The following is a 15503-nucleotide window of genomic DNA, read 5'->3' on the forward strand; positions in this document are numbered from 1 at the left end:
TCGAGGCGTCGGCTCTCCGGCAGCTCTCGATAGACTGGAGGCTACAAAAACAACCTCCAGAAGCTAAGACCACGTTCAGTCAACGAGCGCCAATTCGTAGGCAATACTCTGGTCTTCGCGGGCCCAAAAGCGCGGTCTCAAATATTCCGGACTACTTGCCGCGGTGCGCACCAAGTGAAATCTTATCCCTAAAGGCTAAACACCCCTTGTGAGCGTCCCAACCGAGTTGGTCAGGACTCGTTCGACGAGCCACTTCGGAGGCTCAATGCGTGGTGGAAGATACAGAGCGCGGTAGAGCCGATCGAGTTCTTCGGCGCTGCGTGGAACGTCCGTCGAATCCAAAAGTGCGGTCATCATGCGCATGGGATAGAAGCAAGCCTTGCGCTTCTCTTGAGCGATCAACTCGTCTTGTGAGCGACAGGTCGCCGATCCGTCCAACAAACGCAACCACACCTGGCAGAAGAGCGCGTAGCCATAAAGTTGCGCTCTGGTATCCAGAGAAAGAGCTGTCTCTAAAGGCAGCACGGGGAACTGCAACTCGCCGATAATATCGCCCCTGTCCACTCGCTCCGACAGATAGTGGACAGTCACCCCGAAGCTCTTCTCGCCATTGAGTATGGCATGCGTCCGCGCAAAACTGCCGCGATATTCGGGGAGTGGGCCCGGATGAAGGTTAATGCCTCCTCCGTCAAAACGTGTAAGGATATGGGGCGGAAACACCTTGTTCCACAAGACGCTTACGAGAAACTTTCCGATAGGAGGAACATCGTCTATCGACTCGAAAAACGGTATTCCGAACCGCTCCGCGACTTCCCAAAGCTCCTCACTGGTCTCATGCCGCCACCATGTTTTCTCGTACCGGGAAGCGCCGAGAACGCCCGCGACGTGGTCTTTGCCGCAGGTCTCGATGACAAACAGAAGACAGCGGGTTGCAAGCCCCCTGGTTCCGGCAAATACCACGCGGTTAGTTAAGCTCGACATTTCCCGCCCTTATGACCTTTTAAGCGCGACTATTGGCCCGCTCTGCTCGTCATCAACAGCCCGGCGGACGCAGTGACCGCTACGCCAATCGTGAACACATGCACAAGAGTGCCTGTTGCTTTGATCTTGAATGGGGCGATGTGGAGCAACGATAGGGGTACAAAGACGGCCGGAAGGACGACACCTAACTCAAGCGGCGCAATAGTGTGGTCAACTAACAAGATCGCCGCGAGCGCTGGCAGAGCGTGAGAGAGAGGTAGACCGGTCGAATAACCGTGATCGTCCAATCCGAAGTGGGCAAAATATGCCAGGCGAACAGCCCCGATCAATAACAGGAACGCTGTAAACACCGCAGATGCTGGAGATTCGATGAAAGACGCAATAACGATTGCCGGGATCACCGATCCAAAGATGAGGTCCGAGAATGCATCGAGAGCTTTACCAATGGCTTTGGTGGCCATCGTTCGATTCTTGGTGCGCCGGGCAATTTCGCCATCCACGTCATCAGCGATGATCGCGCAGAGCCCGAGCACCACTCCCGCCTCATAGTGTCCTTTCACGACGAGCCCCATCGCAGCACCAGAACACAGGAGCCCCACGGCAGTAACGGCATTTGCGCGGTCAGATAGATATGCGATCATCGAACCTCGATGTTACTCTTTCTGCCGAGAGCGATCGAATTCTCAGCCCTTGCGGCTGGTTGCAAACCGCAGCTGCAACTTAAATTGGGCCAGGTCCGAAACATCCGCAAACTACCGGTTCTGGTAGGTCAGCTTAGTGGTTCCGCGAGCTTAGACGTGCACCTCTTCCCATCATGCGAATGTGGTGACGAGGCGGACCCGAACTGTGGTCGGCTACCTTGACCCTGCTGTTCAATCGCCTCGAAAGAACCGCTAGCGGGCGCTTGTTGACACACCCCAGGCAAGACGCAAATGGGCGGAACACCGGCGCGAATGGCGGTCGCGATCGCGATGATCGAGACCAAAGTACCGGTAATCCCAACGTGCGGCTTCCCAGCGCGGCGGCATCTGTCATTTAGAGCTTTGGCCTGCCGAAGCCGAGATACGTCTCCCATTCGGCGCTGCAGTTGGACCGTCCAGTTGATCGCCCTCTCTCGCACACCACGGCTCTCCCGAATGCGCACTAACGTCGAGCTCGGCGTGATGCCCCCAAATTCAGACACTTCAGAATTCAACAAGGTGCGTTCGGCGCGATCAGCGAAGTGTTTTGATGCCGTATCTTTCGGCGCGACCGGTGCTGCAAAACAAGAAGTCACGGGCCGAGTTCGAGTCCCTCCTTGTTGAGGACCACACCTCGTTGGACCAAAGCCGCCCAAGGTGGAGAGGGCAAGACCGGCACGGCGATTGCGATATTCGGCGAGGTTGAGCATGGAAGCCTGATATTTTGGGTAGACGAATAGCGGAGGTGACGGCGCACGACGTCCTGCGGGTCGCACTTGGCTGCCCAGGCAGCCGCCGCGTGGCCCACGGGCCTCATCAGTGCGCAGCAGATCCACAGCCGTACTCCGACGCGTTAGCAACTTCCAATGTTGCGCCAACGATCACCACAACGCTGTGGCCGGCCGATGGGATCGGTGAACGAGATGCCGGCGCAAAGAAGCCGGCATCTCTGGATCGACGACCGCACCCATCAGACCATCGCCCCAGCAAAACAGCTGAAGAATGACAGAAAGACGCTCAAGGGGGCGAAAGAGATCGACAGGAGGAAGACGATCTAGATAAGCAGGTGGAAGCCCGTGTCACTTCGCCGGACGCAAAAGTCAGGCCTGCCACCATGACCATGAAAGGTCTTCGGGACCAGACCTGCACCCGGTCCACGACGAGCGTCGTCTTCCCAAGGGTCGATGAGCCGGAAGCGTATGCCGGGTGGCGTTGGCGTCGCTCACCGTCGGCTACCGACATAATTTGTCCGCCTTCCTCCAGGCCACCTGACAGCCGATCGATCCAGAGCCGACGGTCGCGCCTCGAGCGTCAACTCGACGATGGAGGCCAACTGAGAGTACCGCCCAGCCTGCCGTGGGAATCGTATGCTGGTCGTCTCTATCAGTCGGCACATTCATCAAGCTTACTGGGACCCGCCTTCAGAACGGCCAACCTGTCCAGCGAGTTGAATCGAAAGTCGCTCGTTCGACCCAAGCAAATGGGCCCAACCTCTATGACCGCTGGACGACGCCGCGTGCCGGCCACACACGTCGAATATAGACCGAGCCGTAACAAAACGACTAAAGAAACGCTTCCGGCGCAGTAGACCTGCGAACTCCCTTCACCAAAACAGGTCGCGCCATGATCAGTCGGGGCCCTTGAACTCAGATCTGGTTCTGCCAGATTGAATGCTCAGATGACGGGGCGATCTGCAGCTTTGACATTTAAATCAACGTTGAACATTAACCGCGCAATTGGCGCCACCGCCTCATGCACGCTGGCGGGAAAGACGCGTTTTTCTTTCCAGAACGGACCATTAACTGTTATCGCCTCACCGCGAGTTACTGTGCGGCATCTCTTCGTAGGCTAACAACGACTCACGCGCTGGTGGGCGGTGGTCAACCCCCAGTTCGCGAACGTCTTAGCTGGCCTACCACATAAAGCTGCGAACAGCACTCAACCATCGCCTAAAATGTAACCAAAGCCACTTTCTGAACTTTTCGACGTGAAATAGTACGGCCGAGCGCCGCTCCAAGACTTTTCTCTCGACAAACATCCAGGAGAGATACGCTGCTGCACCTGAAGAAAGGAGGCCATAGACGAGTTTCAACACCCAGAAGCTCCCGCCTGGAAGCAATTGGAACGCCGCCTGTTGGAATGGGAAGCCGTAAATGTAGATACCGTATGAATAATCGGCACCGCGCACCCATCGCATTCGCGTTGGGTTGAGTAGCCCCATATATATATTGTTGAGTAGGCGACGAACGGTGCCTCGAGGTAAGACATCGAGTTGCAGGAGAAGAGCACCAAGGACAATGTGAAGCTCAGAACGAATAGCGCGAGCGAAAACGGCAGCATGTTCCGGACGAGATAGATTGCAACTCCGAACATGAAAGGAAGGATCATCTCGCCGTGGCTGACGCCGTAGGAGGGGGAGGTGACACCTTTTGCCGAAAAAGCGAGCATCGCTAGGATAGCTAGGCTCGTGAAAAGGCCCGGTTTCTTGGTGAGCCCAGCTATTCCCAGAGCCGCAATTACAGCATAGCACTTCAGTTCATAGGGAATAGTCCAAATTGATCCATTCACATAATTGGGAGGAGGCCGGTTCTCGAAGACGCCGGGAAGATAGATGTGCACCCAGCCTACGATACTGCCCATATAGCGCCAGAATTCTGGATCGGATAAGTAGTCAATTATCGACAGTGACGTTAGGAGTGCGCCCAACACGAGGGCGGAAATTAGCGTCTCAAAGCTAAGGGCTGGAACCTAAGCGTAAGAAATGCGGGGACCGTGTTCCGTTCCAAACTTCCCGCGACCAGGAAACCACTCAAGCATGGAACGACGAATTTCAGGATCGGATGTAGCGGGCCACCCCACATCTCCAAGTGAACCTGCATCCCGTAGCATATCGATATGCTATGGACGCTGACCTTGCCCCCAAGTTTTATCCAATCCTGAGTTCGCTCCGGTCGTTGGATTTGCCCGGTTGGGCGGTGGGAGCGACGGGAGCTGGCGCGGAGCCTTCGGCATAGCGCAGCGCCAGATCCCGGCGCGGGTGAGAGGTGAAGGCGAACTCGGAGGGCGTTTTCCATCCGAGCTGCGAGTGGGGTCGGGCATCGTTGTAATCGGCCCGCCAGCATCCGAGTGCGACGCGAGCCTGGGCCACTGACGTGAACAGCGTCTCGTTCAGCAATTCATCCCGCAGCCGGCCGTTGAAGCTCTCGATGAACGCATTCTGCATGGGCTTGCCCGGCGCAATGTAGTGCCAGGCGACGCGGCTCTGATCCGCCCATGTCAGGATGGCGTTGCTGGTCAGCTCGCTGCCGTTGTCGCTGACCACCATTTTCGGCTTGCCGCGCTCGATCATCAGCCGGTCCAGTTCCCGCGCCACACGGAAGCCGGAGAGCGAGGTATCGGCCACCAGCGCCAGGCACTCGCGCGTGCAGTCATCGACCACGGTGAGGACGCGACAGCGGCGGTCGCAGGTCAGCTGATCCGACACAAAGTCGAGCGACCAGCGCTCGTTCGGCGCCATCGGCGCCGTCATCGGCGCCCTGGTCCCGATGGCGCGCTTGCGGCCGCCACGGCGGCGCACTGCAAGCTTCTCTTCCCGGTACAGCCGGAACAGCTTCTTGTGGTTGACCCTATAGCCCTCCCGCTCGAGCAGGACATGCACGCGCCGATAGCCGAAGCGGCGGCGCTCGTGCGCGATCGCCTTCATGCGCTGGCGAAGGCCGCCATCGTCCGTCCGGATCGTCTTGTACCTCACGGTCATGCGGCAGCTGCCCATGGTTTTACACGCCCGCCGTTCGCTCATCCCGTGGGCATCCATGAGATGGGCGACAGCTTTCCGCTTGGCTGCGGGCGTCACCATTTCTTTCCCAGCAAGTCCTTCAGCGCGACATTGTCGAGCATGGCATCCGCCAGCAGCCGCTTCAGCCGCGTGTTCTCATCCTCCAGTGCCTTCAGCCGCTTAGCCTCCGACACCTCCATACCGCCGAACTTCGCCTTCCATTTGTAGATGCTGGCGTCGCTGACGCCGTGCTTGCGGCACAGGTCGGCAACCGAAACGCCGGCCTCGTGCTCCTTCAAAATCCCGATGATCTGCTCTTCCGAAAAGCGGCTGCGCTTCATGCTCTGGTCCTTGTCGTGGGCCAGAACGAACTTCAAACTGGATTATGCCCGTGGGGCAAGGTCAACGCAGATGACGATGATCGACAGAAAAATCCGAAGATAATCAAAACCTGATGGCCGATTCTCCGCTCGGTTCAGTTGATCTAGGATGGTCGGGTTGGCTAAGCGAAGAGGCAACCATTTGTTCATAACTCAGGACTCGCTTCTTACTTCTGAGTTAGCGGCTTTCTGTGTCGGCGCACAGGCCATGGAAAGGACGCTGGAACCCTGACAAGACGCGCGATTTGCTGATCGCAGCGAAACGGTTCTTGAGCATCAACTTGACACTAAGTCAGCGCCTGGTCAGGCCGGGTACAATAAATTGAACTCTCCGACGCTCGTAGTCAGGCACTTCGTGTTTGTCTGCACCTTTCTGGTCGTCCATAAACGACGCCATACCTCGGGCAAAGATCAAAGAACCGATCCTGGCAATCCTTATCAATTTTGCCATTCTCTGACGGAATGATCGCCGCTTCTATTTCCCTTCTTGTACGCACAGCGCAGTCGCGCATGGCGGTAGCGCTGGTCGCAACTTCTGAAACGTGACCACTTTTGCAATCAAGCAACCTGACTCAGTCGAGTTCGGTGACTGCGCCACCCTAAGGCGCTCCTCCACGCCAACGTCAGAAGCTTCGTCAAACAAGCTGCACTCCTTGCCGTTCGGAGGAACGGGGCCCATACCGGGCGGGGTTCGGTCTCAAGGTTACCTCCGGAGTCGAACGGATCAGGATTGCCGTTCTTGTCGCGAGCGTCAGGCCGTCGCACAACAACGAACGTGGTACTCCGCCCGACGTTTGGCGCACTCGAATTCAGTCCATATCGATACCCCGCTGAAGCAACGGCCGTGCCAATGCTGTTGAAGCAAAGTTGACGAGTTGGAAGGACTCCTCGAGGGGCGCATCCGAGATGCCGTCGTACGGTATCACTAGCGGGCAAATCTCATGGAGCGCCCTTGCTTGATGAACCAGTTCGCTCAGATGTCTATCAGTTCGCGGGCGCTCGCTAAGTGGTCACGCTGCACCAAGCAGCGAGGGCGGTCGAAGGGATATGCCACGATATAGTCGAGCGGAATTCCAGCGGGCTTGGCTTCGGCACCTTCGCTGCAGATCCGAAGGCTATGACGCTCGATTTGCGTACCGGGTCAGGCTGTTCAAAAGCCTCCCCTGCAGTTTGACAGCAATGAAAGCCGGGTCGTTCAGGTTCAGGCGGAAGATCGAACCTCACTCCAAGTTAGCTTTCGAAGCTCTCGAAGTGAAATGTGTCGATTGGTGACGAACCTACAAACCTTCACAAGACTAAGGAGTCGACACGCTTCTTTCCCTGGCTCTAGCATAACTTGGGAGGACGAGGAGATACTGAGGAGGAAGCGTAACCAGCGCTTGCATTTGCGAACTTGGATTTGTGGCGAGCGTCGGCACGGCAAACATCGCCAAGCTTCTGGTGCTGTTGGGAACGAAGGACAATGCAGATCCGGAGGCCCCCCTTCGCTTTATCCAATTCGCTGAACAGACTAACCTGCTTAGTCGTGGCTGATGTCTGCAACATACCAAACTGTTTGAATTGAGACATGCGCCGAAAAGAGGCATCGGCCTGCTTTGCCTGACGCCGGCCCAAATCATGCTTCGTTTCCGGTGAGAAACACCAGGAGAATGCTATGCTAAGCGGCAACCTGATTCTCATTATCGAGCAGCTGAGAATTCGCGCGTCCGTTTACCCAGCCTTCTCTGCGCGCGTTGCTTTAATTCCGAGGGATATCGGGGTCTAAGGCACCCCTTGAGCCGTCCCAGCGTTCTTATGCAGGCAGCCTCTCGTTTCTATGAGAGATGCAGCCTGAGCCACTTTGGGGCGATCGAATGCCAATGCAGAATGGGCCTATCACAGTGCGGCGACGCGATTTGCTCTCCCTGATTGGTACCGTGGCAGGCAGCGCTGCAATGTACCACATGATGACTGCGCTTGGGTTTGCCTCTGAATCTCGCTACACAGGACCTATCCGGCTGGACGGGGATGCCAAAGGCGCCTCCGTACTCATTCTCGGTGCGGGCCTCGCTGGCATGACGGCCGCGCTGGAGCTACGCAAGGCGGGCTATAAGGTCCGGATGCTGGAGTTCAACGACCGCCCCGGCGGTCGAAATTGGACGCTCCGCGGCGGCGATATTTATGTTGAACTTGGTGGATTCAGGCAGACCTGTGCTTTCGAGGACGGACTTTATCTTGATCCAGGGCCGTGGCGGATTCCATATCATCATCGAGCCTTGTTGGATTATTGCAAGCGGCTTGGCGTTGCACTCGAGCCTTTCATCCAGGTCAATCACAATGCCTATCTCCACGCCTCCCGCGCATTCGGGGGGGCGCCGCAGCGGATCCGCGCAGTGAAAGCCGATTTCCAGGGTCAAATTTCTGAACTGCTTGCGAAAGTCGCAGACCAGGGCGGATTGGACCAGGGCGTCTCCATGGAGGACAAGGAAATCCTGCTCCTTGCACTGAAATCGTGGGGCGCACTTGATCATAACTACGAGTACAAAGAGGGCCTGATTGCATCCCGACGTCGCGGCTATGCCGAACCGCCCGGCGGGGGGTTATCCGCGACTCCCGTCCCCAGCGAGCCGTTAGCACTCTCAGAAATATTGAGGTCGCAACTGTGGCGCCATTTTTGGAATTTCGCTCACTACGAACTGCAGACGACAATGTTCCAGCCGATCGGCGGCATGGATATGATCGGCAAGGCTTTCGCGCGGGAACTCGGCGGACTCATCCAATATAATGCAAGGGTCACGGAAATTTGGCAGAACGTCGGGGGCGTCACAGTGACTTATGTGGATGCCAACAATCCCGCGCAGGCGCCGCAACATATCACTGCCGATTGGTGCGTGTGCACGATCCCGTTGTCGATTCTGAGCCAACTGCCGATTAATGTCAGCGCCGCGATGAAGGCGGCTATAGACGCCGTGCCTTATGGAGCATCAGTGAAAGTCGGGCTGCAGTTTAAACGACGATTCTGGGAGGAGGACGAAGCGATCTATGGCGGCACCAGCTACACAGATTTGCCAATCCACGAGATCGGCTATCCCAACACCGGTTACAACAAAAGCGGACGTGGCATCCTGCTCGGTGCTTATCTTTTCGAGGGCGCCGATTCCTTCGAGTTCACCGCTATGCCGCCGGATGAGCGCGTGGCGCGCGCGGTCGAGTTCGGCGCAGCCATCCATCCTCAATACAGGGCCGAGTTCGAGAACGGCATCGCGGTCGCTTGGCACCGGGTACCATTCGCGCTAGGCTGTAGTGGCCACTGGTCCGAGGACGCCCGCAAACAGCACTACCGCAATCTGTGTCGGATCGACGGGCGCATCTTGCTCGCCGGTGAGCATGTGTCGGCACTGCCAGCTTGGCAGGAGGGCGCAATCCTCTCCTCGCTCGATGCCATCGCCCGGCTACACGAGCGGGTAATCAAGATATGATGCCAGGGTACATCCGCCGCATAAAGCACGTCACCATCGCTTGCATGGCTGCGGTGTTGTTGCAGTCCTCGTATTCTGTGCTAGGGCAAAACGACTTGCCGCTGCGGAAGGGCCGCCATTTTTCCTCAAGCTATCGCTTTGTCGAAACGACTGGCGAGCGGCTGTATATCACTGTGTGCCGCGGTTGCCATATGGCCGATGGCACGGGAGCGAGAGCCGCGGGCACCTATCCGTCGCTCGTCGCCAATCACAATCTCGAAGCAAGCTTTTATGTGATTGACGTAGTCCTCAACGGCCGCCGCGGCATGCCCCCTTTCGGCGAAATGATGAACGACGATCAGATCGCCGAAGTCGTGAATTATCTTCGTACGCATTTCGGAAACAGCTACTCAGACTCAGTGATAGCAGGAGACGTACGGGTGGCGCGAAGGTGATTGGACGCATTAGCCGGTGACAACGTTTTCTTGGTCCTAATTGTGGTCCGGCGACTGGTAGCGGTTTAGCCGGCACAGGTTGACTAGAGCGCTTCACATCTTGACTGAAGCAGAACGCGGCGTGAGCGAAGTAGTTAGCGCATTCGCGAGGTTGGATGTCCTGGACGAGATGGCCGATGTGGCGTCAAGTGTCCTCCACGGTGCGTTTCTGAGCTTGCCGCATCCAGTGTTCGATTTGAGAAGGTCTGCTCGATTTGGTTGAGGTCGGGCGAGTATGGCGGCAGGTGCCAGTGCCTAGCGCCGGCGGCCTTGATCATCTCCCTGACGGTGTTCGACGCGTGGCACCCGAGATGCGAGAATGACGATATCCCCTTCACGCACCGTTGGCAGGAGAAGGTACTTCAGTGAGCGCGGAAGCATTCGCCGTTGATGGGCCATCGAAGACGCATGGTGCCGTGAGTTGGCCATGACGGAGCGCGCCAAGAATGTGAGGGTACGCCGGTTAAAGTGCGGCGCGAAGCCGCGCAGGCGCGCCCTTTTGAGCCCCAGCCCCGCAAAGGGGCTATGTTGCTTTGAATCAGGTCTCGTCGATGAAAACGAGCCGGCCTGGATCGAGCCCGGCTTGCCAGGATCGCCAACGCTGCGCTTACGAGAGACCTCGGCGCGAGCGTGTTCGAGGCCGAACGGTGTTTTTGCGTGCTCCCCACGGGGTGCCAGTTCTACTTTCAGACCATGTAAGTCGGGTGCGGCGTCTGAGTGATCCGCTCGGCGATGAAGGCCCAGGGCGGATCAAACACAGGCTTGAGATGGCTGCCCATCTTGCCAGGCATAACCCAGCGGGTCGCCGCTGTCGCTGGCCACTGACAACCGACGAGACCGCAAGGCCAAACCCTTCTGCGCAGACCGGCAGGTCTCGCCTGAAGAAGCGACTCCACGACTCGTTCGCGAAGATCCAGAGAAAGAGGTCGGGTCATGCGATCCTTGCCGCCAATCCAGTCAGCATCTGAATCACAATCCGCCCAAACCCGGAATCCCCTCCGATTCAATTAAGGAAGAAATGCTCTACTTGTCCCCGCCGATCGAGCATGGCATCCCTTGTTGATACCGTCATCGGGCTATACGCGCCTCCTTCGGAGTGTTCGTGATGCGACGTGTCACTTTCGCGCTGAACCTACCTTCGCACAAGCCGTTCTAGATCTTTGGCGACCTCGCCAGCCATACGAGCCTGAGCTTCGAACATCTGTACTGCCTGGGTAGCCAACCGACCTAGCCCCGGTTTCCCATAATCTTGAGTTGGGATTCAAGCTGGTAGACAATGCTCGCGTCAGTCGCGCCCCATTCGGTCGCTGCGGCGCGCGGCGATCGGCGGCCAATGCTGCCAACGCGGCCCTAGGGGTCTTTTCGGTCGCAGCAAGCTGACATCCAAGGAGCGCAATGGCTTGAGCCGACCGGCACAATGATTTAAGGCGGACCCCAACCGACTGCCGCTTCAAGCCGTCGATTCTGTCGCGATCTTAAACTCTAACCGGTGCAGCGCAGCCGCGGTGTGGCCGTACAGCAGCAGCAAACTCTGCTATTCTCAACAAATTCCTTTCCGTGCCACCAGAAACGCGCTTCGTTCACGGAGGTCCGAACTGGCAGCAATGTCTTGTTCCTGCCATGCTGAACTTGCGTTGTGACGAAAGGAGCCAGCAGATCCTTCACGCTAAAGACGTCGCCATTCTTGATTACATAGTCGACGTTTGCGGCATCCTCGATACGCAGCAACGGGTTTCCATCGACCAGGACGATATCAGCAAGCGCCCCTTCGGCAATCGTCCCTAAAGGCTCGCCTAGAAACTCTCCGGGATATCGGGAAGCCATAAGCAACGCTTGATATGGAGTTACACCAAACCGAACCATCGCCCGCAGATTGAGGTGCAAGCTGATGGCCGGGAAATCGATCGGTGCGTCTGTGCCAGTGATTATGCGCCCACCCGCGCGCAATAACTCTCTGACTTGTATGACGTTGCGTTCGAGCTCGGCGAGGGTGACCAGCCGTTTCGGACCGGACATCAGTCTAATGCGCTCCTTCAGTCGTGCATACTCCCACGTGGGATAAAGTGTTTTGATCCGGATGTCATCTGTCCACGAACTATCCTCACCTAGCAATGCATTTGCAGCGAACAAGGTGGGCGTACAGGTCATGCCGCTTTGCACGAACATCTTAAGCACATCCTGATAGGCCGCGCCTGATCGGCTCATGGTTCGCGAGTAACCGAGTCGGCTTGTGGCACCGAGATGCTCCATGCCGTCCGCTCCGAACGCCGCGGCCGGATACTGGTAGTGAGACGTAACGTGCAGACCCCGAGCATGCGCCCAGGCAATTACGTCGCGTTGCGCCTCCGGTGCCAGCCGGACATAGGTTTTGACGAGGTCATACGACAAGGCTTCTGCGCGTTGCAACTCGCGCGACAATTGCCCTGGCTCCGTGAGCGGACGCATGAAATTGTAAAATATCCTAGAGCCATCGATAGCTTCGCCGGTTCCAAAATGACGTGGCCCCACACGTGTGCTGGACTCGATGGATTCCCTGTCTTCCAGCATGTGGTATGCCGGCGAGCCGACCGACCGCGTCGTCGTGATTCCAAGCGAAAGCCATAATCGTCCTTGCCGGTCACCGTATGAATATCCCTGCATTTGTCGATGCGTGTGCATATCCATTAATCCGGGCATAGCTGTCGACCCAGGAGCATCGACGATCTTGGCATCGCCGTAGGTGTTGCCGTTCTGGGGCACAATGGCAGCGATCTTGTTCGTGTCGATGACAATATCGACGTTTTCGCGAAGGTCCGCAATGCGAGCATCCCATAAGCGTCCGACGCGAAGTACGGTTCGCCCCGCAGGCTTCGACATCGCCCAATGAATCGAGAGCGGCACGCTTTCTGGCTCTCCCCCGTCGGCCGCAATCAGCCGCAAACATCCATTAGATAGATAAAGCAGCATTTTGGAGTCGCCGCTCCAACTCGGAGCATCCGTAACCTCCGCGTTGATCGCGCGTGGCACGCTGGTCAGCTTGCACCGGGCATCGACCGAAGCGACGTACAGCAAACTAGCCAGCACAAAAGCGACCTTCGTCCCGTCAGGTGACCACACAGGTCCATCATCGCCACGCGTGCCGAGCGATCGATGTGGAAGGGGAGATTGATATTCAACCTCGCCGGTCATTCGATCGACAGTGAGGATTTCACTTAGCCCTTCGCGATAGCTACGGGAGTAGGGTTTGAACGCTGCTAGGGCAATCGTCCGCCCATCAGGTCCCCAACTCGGTCTGCCCGGTTCCCATAAAGGACCATAGACTTTCTGAATAGAGCCGCTCTCGACCTCTATCGTATAAAGAGTGCCGGTCTGATCCAAAAAAGCAATCAATTTGCCGTCGTGCGACCAAGAGCCGGACACCGCGGCATAGGAGACGTGGGTGAGTTGGCGATCCTCGCCGGTGTTGAGGTCGCGCAACCAGATATCTAGCTTTCCGCCGCGGTCACTCGAGTAAGACAGCCAACGCCCGTCGGGCGACCAGGCCGGGTCGGATTTATGGAATCCGTCACCGCAAATGCGGCACGGCCGCTCTCCAATCGTCATCCTCCAGATATCGTTGAGCGCGCGGAAAGCGATATTGCGGCCATTCGGCGACAAGGCTGGGCTGCCGATACCGAGGACCGGACGTAGTGCGACCGAATCGAAATCCCGACGGACTTTCTTGTAATGCGGTTCTACGATTGCAAGCTGTGCGGAGAATTCAATAACGGAAGACTCCGCTGTTTCCAGGCGGCGCCGCCGGATCTTGCCGCCTGACGTGTAAACAAATTCGCCGGTCGGCAACCATGATGCGCGAAATGGAAACACGTCTTCGCCTTGAACTACGACGCCCCGAGGACGATGCAACTGGACCGTATCATTGTCGACTATCATGTACGTGAGATCGCCATCGGGAGACCAGGATGGGGCGTGAATCTCCTGGCGATTGAGAATGTTCGTCGGGTTTTGGACAGATGCAATTTCTTTCCGGTTACCCCGTTCGTCCAAGACATCGAGGGATGATCTGTTCGTGACGAATGCGATCATTCGTCCGTTGCGCGACCAGGCCGGCTCGGTTTCTTCGGCGGCGGTATCTACCAGCGCTTTCACGGCGCCCGTATTCCTATCAAAAGCGTAGATGCCGTAACCCAGCCCGCGGTCCGACGAGAATGCTATTCGCTGCCCATCCGGAGAGTAGGTTGGCTCGCGATCATCGTTAGGACCGCGCGTAAGTTGCCTCAACCCGGTGCCATCGACGCAGATTGTCCAGAGATGAAATTTTCCGTCCCGATAGCATTGGAAAACGATCTCTTTGCCGTCTGGGGACCAGTCGGGGTGCGCGACGTCGCCGAGTTCGTCAGTTATCCGTCGTGCGACTCCACCGCGGATGTCCACAAGCCAAAGGCTCCCGGCTAGATCAAATGCCACCGTCTGCCCAGTAGGCGACACGGCGGCAGAGATATTGGTTCCCTCAGCAACAACGGCGTAGTGTTCGTCCCTGGAAGGGGACATAGCAGACAAGGAAAGGTCATAAGGGGCCAGTATCGCGCCGCCGCCCAGCGACAACACCTTACGGCGACTGATCCTACGGCGTAAGGTTGTCATCATTCTCTCACAATTCCTCTTCGATTGCGTGTCGTTCTATTCCGGCAATGACGGCCCTGGCGGGGGGCCCATTCGTTTGACATCCGGAATGATTGCGAGCGGGACCACCTCTCTCGCGGCTTCGACGCCGATGACGTTCTGTGATGCTAAAACGCCTGCGACAGATCCAAGACGCGCCTATATAGTTCGCGCTGCCCTCGCGGAACATAGCCCTACTAAGGATGAGTTGAGCCGAACCAAGACCGCGGCTCTCTCTTACAAACTCGGGTACGCGAGTGGCATGGCCTCCTCCAAACTTTGCTGCGTCGAATCGCAAGCACATATCGGGCCAGTGCGCTTTGCAATGACGCTGCAGTGCTTACAAGCGGCTCAATCGCGCCAGAGATAGCAAACCTAGGCACCTCCGGAGAGGCCACTCCAATAATTCGCTGATAAGCATTTCATTTGTCGTTGGCGAGTGCCCCGGTTATTGCAAACCCATGCCGAGTTGAACTTGGCCACCATTACCAAGCTCGCAAGGCACAATTTTCCAAGATGCGACGCATAGACAATTCAAAGCTCCTAAGCCCCGGTCTCGCTAGCCCCGAGGACACTCCTGAGCGCCCGCAGTTCGCATGGCTCTAGAGCTCAGATTTCAGCGTGGTAACGTGGCACAACCCGCTTGCTGTACTCGCGCTTCTTTGCATGTGTCATTGATTGCCTAACTGTTGCCGGTACCCACTATGTCCGCGAGTCAACTCCCGGCCGTAGCAGTTGATGCCAAATACAATAATGTGCGATGCGTTTCTTACGAGTACCGGTTGATAGGCAAGACATCCCAGTAACGAAAACGGTTGTCGGTCGGCGTAGACGCGGCGACCTCGGCCGATCCGCGGGAAAGTTCCCGCGCTTCGCGAAAGAGGTTGTAGACCTTAATGCAGCGAACGCCGAATGACGATCGTCAATCAAGTAAATCACTTGAACGAGGGACACACGAATCGCGCTCTGTCGTGAACGGCTCTTTGTGACGGGCCGAAGCGGCCGGCTACGAGAGCGATCGAAGATCGCTGTCTAGCACCTGCGGGATCAGACGCCGAACGACACCAAGCGTCGATCCACAGGTGAGAGCAGCGCTTCACTTTCACATTCCTGGG

At 57.2% G+C, this 15503-nt stretch carries 7 protein-coding genes and 1 pseudogene; 3 read left to right on the forward strand and 5 right to left on the reverse strand.

Going from position 1 to position 15503, the window contains the following annotated elements; all coding sequences use genetic code 11:
- Positions 1-195: 195 nt before the first annotated feature.
- Entirely contained in the window at positions 196-981 is a 786-nt protein-coding gene (locus GGD66_RS11240) for a formyltransferase family protein (RefSeq protein WP_183257740.1), read from the reverse strand.
- Positions 982-1010: 29 nt separating this feature from the next.
- Positions 1011-1622 carry a CDP-alcohol phosphatidyltransferase family protein gene (locus GGD66_RS11245; RefSeq protein WP_183257741.1) on the reverse strand — a complete coding sequence of 204 codons (612 nt, stop codon included), beginning with the start codon at positions 1620-1622 and terminating at the stop codon, positions 1011-1013.
- Positions 1623-2575: 953 nt separating this feature from the next.
- Here GGD66_RS11245 and GGD66_RS11250 point away from each other — a divergent pair.
- A complete protein-coding gene (locus GGD66_RS11250) occupies positions 2576-2719 on the forward strand; it encodes a hypothetical protein (protein ID WP_183257742.1) in 144 nt (47 codons plus the stop codon).
- Between the two features lie 1868 nt (positions 2720-4587).
- Here the strand turns inward: GGD66_RS11250 and GGD66_RS11255 are convergent.
- Positions 4588-5777, reverse strand: a protein-coding gene (locus tag GGD66_RS11255) for an IS3 family transposase (RefSeq protein WP_183258049.1) whose coding sequence is annotated in 2 segments (ribosomal slippage) — positions 4588-5528 and positions 5528-5777 — 1191 coding nt in all. Because the reading frame shifts where the segments join, the coding sequence is not laid out codon by codon here.
- Between the two features lie 1973 nt (positions 5778-7750).
- Between GGD66_RS11255 and GGD66_RS11260 the strand changes: the two genes are divergently transcribed.
- The gene (locus GGD66_RS11260; RefSeq protein WP_409362362.1) at positions 7751-9274 is read left to right on the forward strand and encodes a flavin monoamine oxidase family protein; all 1524 of its coding nucleotides are present in this window, start codon (positions 7751-7753) and stop codon (positions 9272-9274) included.
- A 44-nt stretch (positions 9275-9318) separates the two neighbouring features.
- Complete coding sequence (locus GGD66_RS11265) at positions 9319-9708, forward strand: cytochrome c (RefSeq protein WP_183257743.1); 390 nt, start codon at positions 9319-9321, stop codon at positions 9706-9708.
- A gap of 97 nt (positions 9709-9805) precedes the next feature.
- Here the strand turns inward: GGD66_RS11265 and GGD66_RS11270 are convergent.
- Positions 9806-10682, reverse strand: a pseudogene (locus GGD66_RS11270) (IS630 family transposase); the annotation flags it as partial.
- A gap of 547 nt (positions 10683-11229) precedes the next feature.
- On the reverse strand, positions 11230-14373 hold the full coding sequence (locus tag GGD66_RS11275) for an amidohydrolase family protein (protein WP_183257744.1): 3144 nt from the start codon (positions 14371-14373) through the stop codon (positions 11230-11232).
- Positions 14374-15503: the final 1130 nt, after the last annotated feature.

Source organism: Bradyrhizobium sp. CIR48 (genome assembly GCF_014198315.1).
Classification (GTDB): domain Bacteria; phylum Pseudomonadota; class Alphaproteobacteria; order Rhizobiales; family Xanthobacteraceae; genus Bradyrhizobium.